The following is a 15,608-nucleotide window of genomic DNA, read 5'->3' as shown; positions in this document are numbered from 1 at the left end:
GGTTATAAAAATCACAGAATCTTGAATACAAACTACTACCATGCTGCGACGAATCCGAGGCGATTGGAGCGGTTAGAAAAAGGGTGTCGAATGTTATGACCAAAAAACAAATCGTAAGTATTGAGGATCTTCTCGACGCGCTCGGGGAGTATATGGGTGACGACGATATAGCCGAAGTGAAACGCGCTTACGAATACGCAAAACTTCATCATACCGGTCAGTTCCGACGTTCGGGCGAGCCCTATATCCTCCATCCGGTCCAAGTGGCCGGCATTCTCGTTGATATCGGCTTAGATGCCACGACGATTATTGGAGCGCTCTTGCATGATGTTGTCGAAGATACGGATATTTCGTTACAGCAATTGACGGACGATTTTGGTCCGGACGTGGCCATGCTTGTCGATGGCGTCACGAAACTTGGGAAGATTAAATATAAATCGAAAAAAGAAGAACTCGCCGAGAACCATCGGAAGATGATTATCGCCATGGCAGAAGACGTGCGCGTGATTTTGATCAAACTTGCGGACCGGCTCCACAATATGCGGACGCTTCAGCATATGCCGAAAGAAAAGCAAGTTCAAAAGGCAGAAGAGACGCTCGAAATCTTTGCTCCGCTCGCACACCGGATGGGGATCTCGACGATCAAGTGGGAGCTCGAAGATATTTCATTACGTTATATCAACCCGCAGCAATACTACAAGATCGTCTCGATGATGAAACAAAAACGGACGGAACGGGAAGCGCTCGTCACCTCTGTCATCACGGAAGTGAACGGGGTTCTTGAAGAAGTGCATATCGATGCCGACGTGAACGGTCGACCAAAGCACATCTATTCCATCTATAACAAGATGGTGAAGCATAAAAAAGAGTTCAATGAAATTTACGATTTGATGGCGGTCCGCATTATCGTCGATTCGATTCGTGATTGTTATGCCGTGCTCGGGATCATCCATACGCAATACAAGCCGATGCCGGGACGCTTCAAAGATTATATCGCCATGCCGAAACCGAACATGTATCAGTCGCTCCATACGACAGTAATTGGACCGAAAGGTGAGCCGCTTGAAGTCCAAATTCGGACGAAAGACATGCATTTCATCGCTGAGTTCGGGATTGCGGCACACTGGGCGTATAAAGAAGGGAAAAACGTCTCGACGAACGGATTCGACGAGAAGATCGCACACCTTCGCGAGATTCTTGAGCTTCAAAAAGATACGACCGATGCCGAAGAATTCATGGAGTCGCTCAAAGTCGATTTCTTTAGCGATATGCTCTACGTCTTCACACCGAAAGGGGACGTATTCGAATTGCCGAAAGGCTCTGTCCCGATCGACTACGCCTACCGGATTCATACGGAGATTGGCCATCGCATGACCGGTGCAAAAGTGAACGGACGGATGGTGCCACTCGACTATAAACTTGAGACGGGTGACATCATTGAAATCATCACGTCGAAGCACAGTTATGGACCGAGTAAAGACTGGTTGAAACTCGCGGTTTCGAGTCAGGCGAAGAACAAGATTCGTCAATGGTTCAAACGTCAACAGCGTGAAGAGAACGTCGAGAAAGGGAAAGATCTCGTCGAGGCAGAAATCAAGAAACTCGGTTTTGAACCGAAAGAGATTATCGATGAGCCGGCACTCAGTATCGTCGTCGAGAAGTTCAACTTCGGAAACGAGGAAGAGATGTATGCCGCTGTTGGCTATCAAGGCATCACGGCCGCTCAAGTCGCACATAAATTGACGGAGAAGCAGCGGAAAGAACCGAAACTCGAACTTTCTGAAGCAATCAGTGAATTGAAAGTCAGTCAGGCGCCGAAGAAGAAAACGACAGAAGCGGGCGTGACAGTCAAAGGGATTGACAACATGCTCGTGCGCATGAGTCGTTGCTGTAACCCGGTCCCGGGAGATGAAATCGTCGGATACATCACACGTGGACGCGGTGTCTCGATTCACCGAAAAGACTGCTTGAACATCGTCAACGAACAACATCCGGAGCGTCTTCTTGACGTCGAATGGGAAGTCGGACAGGCGAAAGAGAAGAACTATAACGTCGATATCGAGATCACGGGATATGATCGTTCTGGTCTCTTGAACGACGTCCTACAGGCGGTATCGGCGACGAATACGAATATCGTGGCCGTCAGTGGTCGGGGCGACCAAAACAAACAGGCCCGCATCTCGATGACGATCTCGATTCCGAACGTGAATCACTTGCAGAAAGTCGTCGAGCGTATCAAACAAATCTCAGACGTGTATTCGGTCAGCCGAGTCATGATGACGTGACGAAAGGAAGAGGAACGTGCGTGTATTATTGCAACGAGTGAAAGAAGCATCGGTCACAGTCGAGGAAGAAGTCGTCGGGGCAATCAACGCCGGATACTTGCTACTCGTCGGTGTGACACATGAAGATACAGAAGAGGAAGTGAACTGGCTCGCCGACAAGGTGACCGGTCTCCGTGTCTTCGAGGACGATCAAGAAAAGATGAACTTATCGATTCAAGACGTGTCCGGTCAAATTTTGTCGGTCTCTCAGTTCACTTTATATGGAGACACGATGAAAGGACGGCGACCTGCTTTCACAAAGGCCGCCAAACCGGACATGGCCGAAACGCTCTATGAAAAATTCAATGAGCGACTCCGGGCGAACGGGCTCGTCGTCGAGACGGGACGCTTCGGTGCGATGATGGACGTCGCACTCGTCAATGACGGACCGGTCACACTCATGCTCGAAAAAAACGCTTGACAGATGCCGGCTTGATTCGGCATCATGAAGCATATAGTCAAACACCTACGATAAAGAAGAGTACGGTCAACCCACCAGCAAAGAGAGCGATGCCTTGGCTGAAAGCATCGACTGGATGATGACCCGAACGACACTTTGGAGGTGCTCCCTTGAAAACGAGTAGGGGGAGCCGTCTCATCGGGCGTTAACCGATTTCGAGTGGCAGAGTTTCAAGCAATGGCTCTGCAACGAGGGTGGTACCACGGGAAACTTACACAGGCTCTCGTCCCTTTGCGGACGAGGGCCTTTTTGTATTTTTAAGGAGGGAAATGTGATGATGAAAGCACCACGCGGTACACAAGACCTGCTTCCGGGCACGGTCGAGACGTGGCAATATGTCGAGGAAAAGCTTCGCGACATGAGCGCCCGTTATAACTATAAAGAGATCCGCACACCAATCTTTGAAACAACGAACCTGTTCACACGCAGTGTCGGGGAAACGACGGACATCGTCCAAAAAGAGATGTTCACGCTCGTGAAGAAAGGGAAAGACGAGTACACCCTTCGCCCAGAAGGAACGGCATCTGTCGTTCGTGCGTTCGTGACGAACAAACTGTTCGGAAATCCGGACCAACCGACGAAGCTCTACTACATGGGACCGATGTTCCGTTATGAGCGTCCACAAAAAGGTCGCTTCCGTCAGCTTCACCAATACGGTGTCGAAGCGATCGGCAGTAGTGACCCGGCCGTTGACGCTGAGGTCATCAGCCTCGCCTACTCGATTTACAAGTCGTTCGGGCTTCAGAAAATCAAAGTCGTCGTCAACTCGCTTGGGGACGCGGAAAGCCGCAACGCCCACCGCGATGCGCTCATCCGTCACTTCGAGCCGGTGGCAGGTGAACTTTGCCAAGACTGTCAGTCACGCCTGTATAAGAATCCGCTTCGCATCTTGGATTGCAAGGTCGACCGTGATCACCCGTCGATGAAGACGGCACCGTCAATCCTTGAATATTTGAACGAAGAGTCGAAAGCATATTTCGACCAAGTGCTCGCACAACTTGACGCACTCGGTGTCACGTATGAAGTCGACCCGACACTCGTTCGTGGACTCGATTACTATACACACACGGCGTTTGAAATCATGTCCGAGGCAGAAGGATTCGGAGCCATCACGACACTTTGTGGGGGCGGACGCTATAACGGTCTCGTACAAGATATCGGTGGACCGGACATGCCGGGAATCGGTTTCGGGATCGGGTTGGAGCGCCTCATCCTCGCATTGGAGAATGAAGGAGTCTTACCTGAACTCGAGACCGGACTTGATGTCTTCATCGTCGCGCAAGGCGAGAAGGAAGTCGAATTGACGGCGACACGCCTCTTGCAACTCCTCCGTATGGAAGGGTTCAAGGCAGACCGTGATTACCAAGGACGCAAGTTCAAAGGACAATTTAAACAGGCGGACCGCCTGAAAGCCAAGTTTACAGTCATCTTAGGGGATGACGAAGTCGAGCGCGGGGCAGCCGCCTTGAAAGATATGACGACTGGTGAACAAGTCGACGTGCCACTCTCGGCCGTCGCAGACAAAATTCGTGAACTATCGGAAGGAGCAGGACAATGATCGGACGCACACATATGAACGGCCGCGTGACAGAGTCACTCATCGGCCAAGAAGTACAATTAAAAGGATGGGTACAAAAACGTCGTGATCTCGGAGGACTCATCTTTATCGACCTTCGTGACCGCACAGGAATCGTCCAAGTCGTCGTACGCCCGGAGAACGAAGCAGTCCACCAACTCGCGGAGACGATTCGTAGCGAGTTTGTCCTCGACGTGAAGGGAACGGTACTCGAGCGTGAGAACAAGAACCCGAACATGCTGACAGGAAACATCGAAGTCATCGCGTCCGAGATTAACATCTTGAACGCGGCGAAGATGACACCAATCCCAATCGGTGACGAGGCAGAAAACGTCTCAGAAGACCTTCGCCTCAAATACCGTTACCTCGACCTTCGTCGTCCAGCGCTTCAAGAGACGTTCCGTCTCCGCTCGAAAACGTCGAACACGATTCGTAACTTCTTGACGGAGCAAGAGTTCCTTGAAGTCGAAACGCCGATTTTGACGAAGTCGACACCAGAAGGCGCACGTGACTATCTCGTCCCGAGCCGTGTCCACGGTGGTGAGTTCTATGCACTCCCGCAATCACCACAGCTCTTCAAACAGTTGCTCATGGTCGCAGGATTTGACCGTTACTTCCAAATCGCGCGCTGCTTCCGTGACGAGGACCTTCGTGCAGACCGTCAACCTGAATTCACGCAAGTCGACATCGAGACGAGCTTCATGGACATCGAAGACTTGATGGCGATGATGGAATCGATGATGGGACAAGTCATGGAATCGACGCTCGGTCGTACGGACACACCAGCGAAGTTCGAGCGCATGACACACGCGGAAGCGATGCGTCGTTTCGGTTCAGACAAACCGGATACGCGTTTTGGCCTCGAACTCATCGATGTGGCTGACGCTGTGAAAGGTGCTGGATTCAAGGTCTTCGACGCCGCACTCGAATCAAACGGACAAGTCAAAGCGATCAACGTCAAAGGTGAGGCGGACAACTTCTCACGTAAAGACATTGATAAGCTTCAAGAATTCACAGCAGTCTACGGTGCGAAAGGTCTCGCATGGCTCAAAGTGACAGCGGAAGGCTTGAACGGTCCAATCGCGAAGTTCTTCGACGAGACGTACGCGCAGAAGTTGATCGAAGCAACGAATGCAGAAGCAGGTGACCTTCTCCTCTTCGTCGCATCAAAACCAACTGTCGTCGCAGACAGCCTTGGCGCACTCCGCGTCAAACTCGGCCACGAACTTGGTCTCATCGACGAGTCGAAGTTCAACTTCCTATGGGTGACAGACTTCCCACTCGTGACGTTTGAAGAAGAAGACGGTCGCTTCTATGCGAACCACCACCCGTTCACGATGCCAAACCGTGAAGACCTTCACCTGCTCGAAACAGATCCGGCAAGTGTACGCGCGGTAGCGTATGACCTCGTCTTGAACGGTTACGAACTCGGTGGCGGTTCACAACGTATTTATGAGCGTGACATCCAAGAGCGCATGTTCAAATTGCTTGGCTTCACGCAAGAAGAAGCAGTTGAACAGTTCGGCTTCTTACTCGAAGCGTTCGAATATGGTACACCACCACACGCGGGAATCGCACTCGGTCTCGACCGTCTCGTCATGATTCTTGCGGGTCGTTCAAACCTTCGTGACACGATTGCCTTCCCGAAAACGGCTTCGGCAAGCTGTCTCTTGACGCAAGCACCGAGCCCTGTCGCGGACGCGCAACTCGAAGAGTTATCGATTCGTACGGCAATAAAAGAGAAAAAATAAGTATTCAAAAGGAGATTCGCCGCGGCGAATCTCCTTTTTTACAAGGGAACAGATGTGATCCAGTTTTCTTTAACTTCTTGAACGACTCGGTCTGGGTTGTCCCAATGAAGCATGTGCGAAGTAGATGGAATGGCCTTTATCAGGGCACCAGTCAATTTGGCTAACTGATTTGACGCATCGACTTTAAACGGCTCATCTTCTGCTGGAAGTGTTGCCCGCAATAGAGTGATTAAGTTTGTTTGGACACGGGGCAAAAACTCTAAAATTTCGTCACGATACATCGACTTGATAATCGCTGCACCTGTTCTTCCTCTAGCGTGCCAATAGTAGCGGTTATTTTTATGTAGAGCTAGGTCTTGAGTGGCCAAGTCTAAAAGCGATGAACGTCTTGAAATACCATCGTATACCGCAATCGTCTCAAATTCATTCCATGACTCACAATATCCTTCGAAGTCCTTTTCATAAAATGCAGCTTCGCTTTCAGGAGAATCTCCACGAAGTCGCTTACTTTGATAGCCACCATCAATCAAGATTGAACCGTCGACACGTGTGCCATATTCAATCAAATAGTAAAGGTGAATGAACGATCCCCAAGAATGAGAAAGGAAATAAAAACGATTCACATTGAGCATATCGAGTAATTCATTCAGCCACTCACAAAATTGTGGGAAATCGTATGTATGGTCATCTTGAAAAGATTGGGACATACCATGGCCCGGTGCATCGATGGCGAGGATAAAATAGTCATCTTTCAGTTTATCCGCGACTTCGATGAAACTGAGAGCGGTACTGCCGAGACCGTGCAAACAAAAGATGACGGGTTTATTGCGTTCGCCCCATTCAGTAACACGGACGTCGATGTTTTGACAATGAATCATGTAGCGTTTCAATTTCAAATCCTCTTTAAGTATATAGAAAAAGAAGGGTCGAACGAACAGTACAACACCTTCTCATCATTGTTGATTAAACTAATTACCTATCATTTATATGACTCGCATCAGATTTCGATTTACTCGATTCTATAACTACCGCTATGAAAAGAAAGACAGCAAGACCAAAACCAATATACGTAAAGTTTATGAAAAAAGCGGATAAGTTTTCTTGAAAGCGGATGCTAAACCATACCCAAAGTCCAGTAATGAATACACCCCAGATTGCGGTGGGATAGTTAAGAAACTTCTTTTTGAACCACATGATACAACCTCCTTTTCAAAATTGTACCATACGGAATGAGTATAAATACCTTATATCCCTATTTTTCCATTTCTTTACCTGTTCGCTGCAACGCAAACCCGAAGGCAAAGAGCGAGGCGATGACGGCGGACATCGTGTATACCGAATCAATGAACGCCAGATAGATTCCGAACAGTCCAAGACCGAAACTCAAGAAGAAGAGAATGAGCAGTCTCGGATGTTGTTTCAGCGTCTGTTTCATCGGCTCGGAACGTTCAACTGACAACCTGTGCCGTCTGTGACGAGAAGATTCGAATTGAACACTTGCCCGTCACTCTTCAAGACGAGCGTACGACGGTCTTCAAGGAAGTCGATTTTCATTTGTTCGTCTAAAAACACTTTCGTCCAGTTTTTGATTAAGATTGGTCCAAGGTTCGAGTCGATCTCGACGTCTTCCGGTGTCGTCTCCGTGACGTATCGGATCTCAAAGATTCCACTGTTCCCACAGCCACAACCTTCTGTCTCGTAAAAGAGGTGCATTTGTCCCTCGCGTTCGCCTTTCAATGACTCGATTCGTTCGAGGGCGCGTTCTGTAATGTGTACATGCATGTGTATCACTCCTTACTTTTATTATACGCCGTTTGAAAAAAGAATGAAAAAGGGATGCATCCTGTTTTCCACCTTTCGGAAAAAAGCGTACACTTAATGATGAGAAGGGGGAAGAGAGAATGATTTCACGTTTTTTTAGTTATTATCGACCACATAAAAAGTTATTCCTACTCGATTTTTTATTCGCAATTCTCGTCGGACTGCTTGAACTTGGATTTCCGCTTGCCGTTCAATGGTTCATCGACGACTTGTTGCCGGGTGGGGAATGGAACTGGATTATCATCGTCAGCATCGGCCTGTTGATTCTATACATATTGGCCATGATGATGCAGTACGTCGTCAACTACTGGGGACATAAGCTCGGCATCAACATCGAGACGGACATGCGAGAAGAGTTGTTCACGCATATCCATAAACAGTCATTCCGCTTCTTTGACAATCATAAGACCGGACATTTGATGAGCCGGGTCACGAACGACTTGTTCGATATCGGGGAAGTGGCGCACCATGGGCCGGAAGACTTCTTTATCGCCATCATGACGTTACTCGGTGCGTTCGGGATCATGTTCTCGATCGACCCTGAACTCGCACTCGTCACCGTTGTCGCAGTACCGTTCCTCATCATCATGATCACGTATGCGAATAAGAACATGAACAAGGCGTGGCAAAAGATGTACACGAATATCGGGGAAGTGAACGCACGCGTCGAGGACAGTGTGTCTGGGGCACGCGTCGTCCAATCGTTTACGAACGAGGCGTTCGAGATCGGACGTTTTCAAAAAGACAACAACTTCTATCGCGGCTCGAAGATTGAAGCGTATCGCGTCATGAGTACGTCGCTCGCAGGTATTTATATCACGACGCGTCTTATGACGTTGCTCGTCCTTGTGTACGGGGCGTACTTAACGTACGAGGGTCAGCTATCGTACGGACAACTCGTGGGATTCATCTTGTACATGAATTTACTCATCAAGCCGATTGAAAAGATCACGGCGCTTTTAGAAATGTATCCGAAAGGGATGGCAGGGTTCAAACGATTCACGCAGTTGCTTGATGAAGAGCCGGACATTGAGAACCGAGCGGATGCGACCGAGGTCGAGACGTTGACAGGCGATATCGTCTTCGATGACGTCTCATTCGGCTATTCAGACTACCGCCAAGTGTTGACAGATATTGACTTGTCGATCGAGGCAGGGACGACTGTTGCCTTAGTCGGGACGAGCGGGGCAGGGAAGACAACCATCTGTTCACTCATTCCGCGTTTTTATGACGTCACAAAGGGTGCCATCTCGATTGACGGCATGGATATCCGGAACATGACGAAAGAGAGTTTACGTCGTCAAATCGGAATTGTGCAACAAGATGTCTTCTTATTTGCGGGTACGCTACGGGAGAACATTGCTTACGGGAAACTGGATGCGACCGATGCAGAGATCATGCATGCGGTGGAAAAAGCACATCTCGGCACGCTCGTCGAAGAGCTCGAGCACGGTCTTGATACACAAATCGGAGAGCGTGGACTAAAACTCTCCGGAGGTCAGAAACAACGCATCGCCATTGCGCGTATGTTTTTGAAAAATCCGCCGATTTTAATACTCGATGAGGCGACCTCGGCGCTCGATACGGAGACCGAGGCCATCATTCAGGATTCATTAAATGAACTGGCAGCAAATCGAACGACGCTCATCATCGCGCACCGTTTAGCGACTGTAAGGAATGCCGACCGGATTCTTGTCGTGACGGCAGAAGGAATCGTAGAAGATGGAACGCACGAAGAACTCAGTCAAAAAGGTGGCGTCTTCACGAACCTGTTACAACGTCAACAACTATAAATCGAGGGCTGCCTGATAAAGGGCGGCCCTTTTTTGGCGTGATAACAGCATTTCGTGGGTAAATACTTATGGATGAACGAAAGCGGAGGAGGCAAAATACCATGAAAGCTGTACAAGTCGTAGGATATGGGGACGTTGACCAACTCCAAGTGGTTGATATCCCGAAACCGTCTCCGAAAGCAGGAGAAGTGCTGATCAAGGTACGCGCCTGCGCGATTAACAATACGGAAATATGGATGCGAGAAGGGGCTTATGGAGCTCGGGAGAAGTCAGGATGGCGCCCGGAAGGCGTCCAGTTCCCACGCATTCCCGGTTCAGACATCACTGGTGAAGTCGTCGAGCTCGGATATGGGGTCGACCAAGGGATGATGGGTCGACACGTCGTCTTATTCCCGTTCACCTCGAGCGGACCTGAACGGAAGGAACACTTGTCGGACGATATGTCCTTTATTGGATCAGAGTATGACGGGGGCTACGCGGAGTATGTATCATGGCCGGCTGACCTTTGTTTTGACATGCCGCTTGATGATTTCGTCGAGAGTGCAGTCTTTTCCGTAAGTGGTCTCACGGCTTGGCATATGAACGAGCAGTTACACATCCGTTCCGGTGAGACGATTGTCGTCACTGGGGCAAGTGGCGGGGTCGGCTCACTCAACATCCAAATTGCGGCGAACGTATTCGGGGCGAATGTGTTCGCTATCGTCGGTGATTTGAAAAACGAGCAAGAGTTAAAAGCGCTTGGGGCGACCGAAGTGTTTTCCTACCGTTCTGAGACGCTCGCCGATGATATCATCGCTGCGAACGGTGGCCCGGTCGACGCGGTCCTTGATGTCGTGGGAGATGCGCTATTTGATGTATCTCTAAACATCTTGAAAAAGGGAGGGAAGTTCTGTATCTCTGGTTCGGCGGGAGGACAGACGACCCATCTCGACTTCCGGACGCTGTACTTGAAACATATCACGATGTACGGGTCTGTTCTCGGGACACGATATGAATTCGCGGAGATGTTGCGCTCGATCGCCGAAGGGAAGCTAAAACCGGTCATTGACCGGACGTTCCCGCTTGAAGAGGCACGTGAGGCACAGGCGTATTTTAAACAATCGGGTAAGTTCGGAAAGATTGTGCTCATTCCGAACACATAAAAAGAGAGGAGATCTCCTCTCTTTTTCATGCGAATTTTACTTTGAGACGATCGACATAGGCGATGAACAGGCGGAACCGTTCTAGCCAAAACTGGAAGAATGGACCGATGAGGAAAATCGATAAGACGGTACCGAAGAAAAGTGGCCCGCCGAGTGCCCAACCGATGAGACAAGCGGTCAGTTCCATCCAAGTCCTCATGGCACGGACGGACGTTTGGAAACGGTCTGCTAAGGCAAGCGTCAATCCATCGCGTGGACCGGCACCGTACCCGACGGCGACATAGAGACCAGCTCCCATGCCCATCACAAATATGCCGAATGTGAGCCAAACGACATTTACAAATAAGCCATCGAATGTCGGGAGCCATTGCTCATTTAATATCACGTTCATGAACACCCCAACGAAAACCGCGTTGACGAGCGTGCCAAATTGAGGCCGGATTCGGTCGAGTATGTATTTGAATAGGACGAGTAGAAGTCCCACGCATAAGATGACTGTCCCGATTGAAATCGGAAGATGGTGAGCGATACCGATATGAAGGACGTCCCACGTGGAAACCCCGAGATTTGCCGTGATCATGATGGATGAACCGAGCGCGAGTAAGAACAACCCGGTCATGAAAAGACCCCATTTGAAGAGAATGCGTAAAAGATGGATGGATCGGACGTGCATGAACATCGCCTCGTTTCAATAGAATGATTGATTTATCTTAGCATAGGCGATTGAAAAACATGAAAAAAACGCCTCAGCTTATTGGCTGAGACGCTGGGTTCATTTCTTCGGTGATTTCTTTGCTTTGTTCTTTTTATAGTAATCGTAGACGAACGGTGCGACCGCCGTCGCGATTTTAATCAATGTTCCCATTTTGCCTTTCTTAGCCATTATGTTGCACCCCTTTCTCTTCTAGAAGAATATATTCCACATAATTTGATTTTGAAAACATATCTCGAGCACATTCCATCTTCATGACAAAGATTATAACCCATCATACTATAGGGTGGAGGAGGTCTAATGATGAAAACAATCATATGGTACCAAAATGATTTACGTATTGATGATCATTTACCGCTTGAAGAGGCACTTCGCCATGACGATCCGATCGAAGGTCATTTTTTTATCAGTCCGAATCAGTTCGTTGAAAATCGTTATGGCGTCATTCCACTTGGGAAGGAGCGACTTCATTTCCTGAAGGAGTCGCTAGAAGATGTGGCAGGTTCGTTAGACGCACTCGGGATCCCATTTTTTGTTCATGTTGGTCATCCGCTCGAGACGCTCGACCCGGCCGACCGTCTCTTGTTTCAGCGGGCAGTCGGGTACAATGAGCGCCGACGTGAAAATGAAGTGATCAAAAAATGGAAAGGGGAGTACGAGACGTTCGGTGGATTCACGTTATTTGAAGAGGGGGATATCCCGTTCGAGAAGATGCCATTTCTCTTCACGGAGTTTCGAAAAGCGGTCGAATATGATGTACGCCCCCGAGAACTGATTTCCCGTAAGGCGACAGCTGCCACACGCGAGGTGACGTTCCCATTTTCGATTCAAGAAGTAAAGCAAGACCCGAGGACGGCCTTTCCATTCAAAGGTGGCGAATTGGCTGCGAAACGTCGATTGAATGACTATTTGTCCGTGCCGATTCGAACGTACAAAGAAACGAGAAATGGTTTTGGTGTCGATGACTCGACGAAGCTATCTTCTTATTTAGCGAACGGCTCGTTATCACCTCGACGGGTATTCTTTGAACTCGAGGCACATGAACGAACGCATGGGGTAAATGAATCAACGTACTGGCTGTACTTTGAACTATTATGGCGTGAGTTCTTTCAATGGGTCGCACTCGAGCAAGGGAAAAAATTATTTCGATCACAAGGCATCCGGTCGAAACGGAAAGACTGGCGAGTCGAGGCGGATGTCATTGAAAAATGGCGAAAGGGAGAGACGGGTGTCGATTTCGTCGATGCGTTCATGCGCGAACTGAATGCGACGGGATGGATGTCCAATCGGGGAAGACAAATCGTGGCTAACTATTTCGCAAAGGAGTTGAAACAAGACTGGCGCTACGGGGCTTCCTACTTTGAATCAAAATTGATCGATTACGACGTGGCGAGTAATTGGGGGAATTGGGCGTACCAAGCGGGTGTCGGAAACGACTCAAGGGACCGCCGTTTCAACATCGAGCGTCAACAGTTCACGTATGACCCGGACCGTGCGTTTCGTAACAAATGGTTGTGACCAAACTGTCACGAGAAGTCGGCGTTTCTCATTGACTTCTTTTTACAGAAGCGCTATAGTTAAATCAACAGATGGGATACCTGAGGTGTACGAGAGCCGCCTTCGTTATTTTGAGCCAACACTTTGAATACGGGAGACCGAACTGCTAACCGGATCAACTGCCTCATCACGTGCAGGAGGACTTGTGAAGGAAACGCTAGGTCACCCACCTGCATACGCAGGTTCAAAAGCAAGGCATCGTCACGGCACTCCGGGCCCCATCGATTTTTTTTGTAAATACGTCGCGAGACGTCTTTTTTTTGAATATAATTCCGAGTAAAATAGTATGAGAAAATAGGATTAGTTGGAGGAAGAAATATGTTACACCAGTTTTCACGAAATGAATTGGCCATCGGCTCTGAAGGCCTTGATGCTTTAAAGAATAAAACGGTCGCAATTTTAGGCATCGGTGGCGTCGGCTCGTTCGCGGCAGAGGCACTTGCACGTAGCGGTGTCGGACGCATCGTCCTTGTCGATAAAGACGACATCGACATCACAAACGTCAACCGTCAAATCCATGCACTGTTGTCGACGGTCGGTCAACCGAAAGTCGAAGCGATGGGCAAGCGTCTCCTCGACATCAACCCGGACTTAGACCTCGTCCAATTGAAAATGTTTTATACAGAAGAGACATACGAAGAGTTCTTTGCTCAAAAGATCGACTACGTCATCGATGCATCAGACACGATCATTTATAAGATTCATTTAATCGTAGAATGTAAGCGTCGCGGCATCCCGGTCATCTCGAGTATGGGGATGGCGAACAAAATGGACCCGACACGTATTAAAGTCGTCGACATTAAAGATACGTCATACGATCCAATCGCGAAGATGGTCCGTACCCGTCTACGTAAAGAAAAAATCTACAAAGGCGTCCCAGTCGTCTTCTCAGATGAGTCTCCCATCGTGACACGCGAAGACGTGAACGAAGTCGTCGGGAAGAAAGACGCGCCAATCCGCAAAGCGAAGATGCCACCGAGCTCGAACGCGTTCGTTCCATCGGTTGCAGGGCTTGTCGCTGCCGGTTATGTCATCAACGACTTGCTTGAAAAAGCGGGCGTCGAAATCAATCGCATCCAAAAATAAAACGACGCGGGCTCATTTCGAGTCGCGTCGTTTTTCCCAATAGTCGAGCCGCTTTTGAATTTGTTGCTCAAATCCACGTGGCGTCGGTTTATAGTAATTTGGTCGTTTTCTAGCCAAATTCTCTGGCCAGTAGTTTTGAGGGACGAACCCGTCTTTTTCGTCATGTGGGTATTTGTATCCGACCCCGTTTCCGAGTTCACGTGCTCCTGGACTATGGGCGTCACGCAGGTGTACGGGTACAGGCCCACCCTCGACTGTCCGGACGTGATGGAGCGCCTTGTCAATCGCGGTGATGACCGCGTTCGATTTCGGTGCGGTCGCCAAATAGAGAACGGCCTCGGCAATCGGGATGCGGGCTTCCGGGAAACCGATATATTCGCTCGCACGAGCCGCCGCATCGACGATGAGTAGCGCGTTCGGATCGCTCATTCCGATATCTTCGGCGGCATGGACGTAAAGGCGACGCATGATGAAGCGTGGCGATTCGCCAGCCTCGATCATGACGGCTAACCAGTAGAGCGCCGCATCCGGGTCAGACCCACGGATCGATTTGATGAAAGCCGAGATGACGTCATAATGTCGATCACCCGTCTTATCGTATTTAATCGACTTCTGTTGAATCGACTCTTCCGCGACCTCGAGTGTGATATGAATCTCTCCGTCCACCTCAGGCGTTGTCAAGACGGCAAGTTCGAGTGCGTTCAATAGGACACGGTAGTCACCATCCGCCATTTTGATATAATGGTCTGCAGCAGCTTCATCCATCTGGACGGGATAATTTCCGAGACCACGTGAGTCGCGTAGCGCTCGCTCAAGGACGGTACGTAACTCCTCGGCACCTGGTGGCTCAAGTCGAAATACGGTCGCTCGTGACAAGAGGGCGGCGTTCACTTCAAAGCTTGGGTTTTCGGTCGTCGCTCCGATGAGGACGAGCTTTCCGGACTCAAGGGCAGGGAGGAGCGCATCCTGCTGAAGCTTATTGAACCGGTGAATCTCATCTAAAAAGAGAATCGTGCGCTCGTTTTCATAATCAAACCGGGACTCCGCTTCACGAATGACGTTCCGCAATTCATCAAGTTTGGCTGTGACGGCGTTCAATTGGACGAATGTCGCTTTCGTGTAATTCGAAATGACACGGGCGAGTGTCGTCTTCCCGGTGCCCGGTGGACCATATAAGATAATCGTACCGAGTCGGTCGGCTTCGATGGCACGGCGAAGCAGCTTGCCCTCGCCGATGATATGGCGCTGTCCGATCACGTCATCTAACGTTTCGGGGCGCATGCGGTTCGCGAGCGGTCCGCCATTCGATTGATGAAACAAATCAGGCATACGTAACCATTCCTTTCGACAAACGTTTGTTCGATTAGTATAACAGAAGGAGACTTG

General features: G+C 49.5%; 13 protein-coding genes, 1 other RNA gene and 1 other annotated feature. Of the genes, 9 read left to right on the top strand and 5 right to left on the bottom strand.

The genetic code is table 11. The features are described from left to right. The first annotated feature begins 95 nt into the window (after positions 1–95). The 4 genes from KD909_RS09960 to aspS all read left to right on the top strand — a co-directional run bounded on the left by KD909_RS09960 (position 96) and on the right by aspS (position 6,111). Entirely contained in the window at positions 96–2,285 is a 2,190-nt protein-coding gene (locus KD909_RS09960; RefSeq protein WP_211781458.1) for a RelA/SpoT family protein, read from the top strand. Between the two features lie 16 nt (positions 2,286–2,301). Continuing rightward, positions 2,302–2,745: a D-aminoacyl-tRNA deacylase gene (dtd, locus tag KD909_RS09955; RefSeq protein WP_211781457.1), complete on the top strand. Its 444-nt coding sequence runs from the start codon at positions 2,302–2,304 to the stop codon at positions 2,743–2,745. 38 nt (positions 2,746–2,783) lie between these two features. Beyond that, positions 2,784–3,018 (top strand) — a binding site (T-box leader). A 43-nt stretch (positions 3,019–3,061) separates the two neighbouring features. Continuing rightward, positions 3,062–4,342: a histidine--tRNA ligase gene (hisS, locus tag KD909_RS09950; protein WP_031421443.1), complete on the top strand. Its 1,281-nt coding sequence runs from the start codon at positions 3,062–3,064 to the stop codon at positions 4,340–4,342. Next, on the top strand, positions 4,339–6,111 hold the full coding sequence (aspS, locus tag KD909_RS09945; protein ID WP_211781456.1) for an aspartate--tRNA ligase: 1,773 nt from the start codon (positions 4,339–4,341) through the stop codon (positions 6,109–6,111). The genes hisS and aspS overlap by 4 nt, the downstream gene beginning before the upstream one ends. Positions 6,112–6,149: 38 nt before the next feature. On the opposite strand, the gene KD909_RS09940 is transcribed toward aspS, so the two are convergent. The 3 genes from KD909_RS09940 to KD909_RS09930 form a co-directional block, all read right to left on the bottom strand. Beyond that, positions 6,150–7,001, bottom strand: coding sequence for an alpha/beta fold hydrolase (locus KD909_RS09940; RefSeq protein ID WP_211781455.1), 852 nt, complete (start codon positions 6,999–7,001; stop codon positions 6,150–6,152). Between the two features lie 362 nt (positions 7,002–7,363). Beyond that, the gene (locus tag KD909_RS09935; RefSeq protein WP_211781454.1) at positions 7,364–7,546 is read right to left on the bottom strand and encodes a hypothetical protein; all 183 of its coding nucleotides are present in this window, start codon (positions 7,544–7,546) and stop codon (positions 7,364–7,366) included. Further along, positions 7,543–7,893 (bottom strand): iron-sulfur cluster biosynthesis family protein, encoded by a 351-nt coding sequence (locus tag KD909_RS09930; RefSeq protein WP_211781453.1) that lies wholly within the window; start codon positions 7,891–7,893, stop codon positions 7,543–7,545. Before KD909_RS09930 ends, KD909_RS09935 begins: the two co-directional genes overlap by 4 nt. A gap of 119 nt (positions 7,894–8,012) precedes the next feature. Here KD909_RS09930 and KD909_RS09925 point away from each other — a divergent pair, with 119 nt between their 5' ends. Both KD909_RS09925 and KD909_RS09920 read left to right on the top strand, forming a co-directional pair. Continuing rightward, positions 8,013–9,725 carry an ABC transporter ATP-binding protein gene (locus tag KD909_RS09925; RefSeq protein WP_211781452.1) on the top strand — a complete coding sequence of 571 codons (1,713 nt, stop codon included), beginning with the start codon at positions 8,013–8,015 and terminating at the stop codon, positions 9,723–9,725. 101 nt (positions 9,726–9,826) lie between these two features. Beyond that, positions 9,827–10,867: an alcohol dehydrogenase family protein gene (locus KD909_RS09920; RefSeq protein WP_211781451.1), complete on the top strand. Its 1,041-nt coding sequence runs from the start codon at positions 9,827–9,829 to the stop codon at positions 10,865–10,867. Positions 10,868–10,892: 25 nt separating this feature from the next. On the opposite strand, the gene KD909_RS09915 is transcribed toward KD909_RS09920, so the two are convergent. Continuing rightward, positions 10,893–11,540, bottom strand: coding sequence for a YczE/YyaS/YitT family protein (locus tag KD909_RS09915; RefSeq protein ID WP_211781450.1), 648 nt, complete (start codon positions 11,538–11,540; stop codon positions 10,893–10,895). A 342-nt stretch (positions 11,541–11,882) separates the two neighbouring features. Between KD909_RS09915 and KD909_RS09910 the strand changes: the two genes are divergently transcribed. From KD909_RS09910 to KD909_RS09900, 3 genes are all read left to right on the top strand, one after another. Further along, positions 11,883–13,097 carry a DASH family cryptochrome gene (locus KD909_RS09910; RefSeq protein WP_211781449.1) on the top strand — a complete coding sequence of 405 codons (1,215 nt, stop codon included), beginning with the start codon at positions 11,883–11,885 and terminating at the stop codon, positions 13,095–13,097. Between the two features lie 74 nt (positions 13,098–13,171). Then, positions 13,172–13,358, top strand: a non-coding RNA gene (ssrS, locus tag KD909_RS09905) — 6S RNA. A gap of 96 nt (positions 13,359–13,454) precedes the next feature. After that, positions 13,455–14,222, top strand: coding sequence for a tRNA threonylcarbamoyladenosine dehydratase (locus KD909_RS09900; RefSeq protein ID WP_015881186.1), 768 nt, complete (start codon positions 13,455–13,457; stop codon positions 14,220–14,222). Between the two features lie 12 nt (positions 14,223–14,234). On the opposite strand, the gene KD909_RS09895 is transcribed toward KD909_RS09900, so the two are convergent. After that, positions 14,235–15,551 carry a replication-associated recombination protein A gene (locus KD909_RS09895; protein ID WP_211781448.1) on the bottom strand — a complete coding sequence of 439 codons (1,317 nt, stop codon included), beginning with the start codon at positions 15,549–15,551 and terminating at the stop codon, positions 14,235–14,237. Between the last annotated feature and the right edge of the window lie 57 nt (positions 15,552–15,608).

This window comes from Exiguobacterium sp. PFWT01, from assembly GCF_018255795.1.
Taxonomy (GTDB): domain Bacteria; phylum Bacillota; class Bacilli; order Exiguobacteriales; family Exiguobacteriaceae; genus Exiguobacterium.
The sequence above is the reverse complement of the archived record's forward strand: the minus strand, read 5'-3'. Positions and strand labels throughout refer to the sequence as shown.

Coding starts and splice junctions, on each gene's coding strand:
- KD909_RS09960 (WP_211781458.1), top strand. CDS start 96: ATGACCAAAAAACAAATCGTAAGTATTGAGGATCTTCTCGACGCGCTC.
- hisS (WP_031421443.1), top strand. CDS start 3,062: ATGAAAGCACCACGCGGTACACAAGACCTGCTTCCGGGCACGGTCGAG.
- aspS (WP_211781456.1), top strand. CDS start 4,339: ATGATCGGACGCACACATATGAACGGCCGCGTGACAGAGTCACTCATC.
- KD909_RS09935 (WP_211781454.1), bottom strand. CDS start 7,546: ATGAAACAGACGCTGAAACAACATCCGAGACTGCTCATTCTCTTCTTC.
- KD909_RS09930 (WP_211781453.1), bottom strand. CDS start 7,893: ATGCATGTACACATTACAGAACGCGCCCTCGAACGAATCGAGTCATTG.
- KD909_RS09925 (WP_211781452.1), top strand. CDS start 8,013: ATGATTTCACGTTTTTTTAGTTATTATCGACCACATAAAAAGTTATTC.
- KD909_RS09920 (WP_211781451.1), top strand. CDS start 9,827: ATGAAAGCTGTACAAGTCGTAGGATATGGGGACGTTGACCAACTCCAA.
- KD909_RS09915 (WP_211781450.1), bottom strand. CDS start 11,540: ATGCACGTCCGATCCATCCATCTTTTACGCATTCTCTTCAAATGGGGT.
- KD909_RS09910 (WP_211781449.1), top strand. CDS start 11,883: ATGAAAACAATCATATGGTACCAAAATGATTTACGTATTGATGATCAT.
- KD909_RS09900 (WP_015881186.1), top strand. CDS start 13,455: ATGTTACACCAGTTTTCACGAAATGAATTGGCCATCGGCTCTGAAGGC.
- KD909_RS09895 (WP_211781448.1), bottom strand. CDS start 15,551: ATGCCTGATTTGTTTCATCAATCGAATGGCGGACCGCTCGCGAACCGC.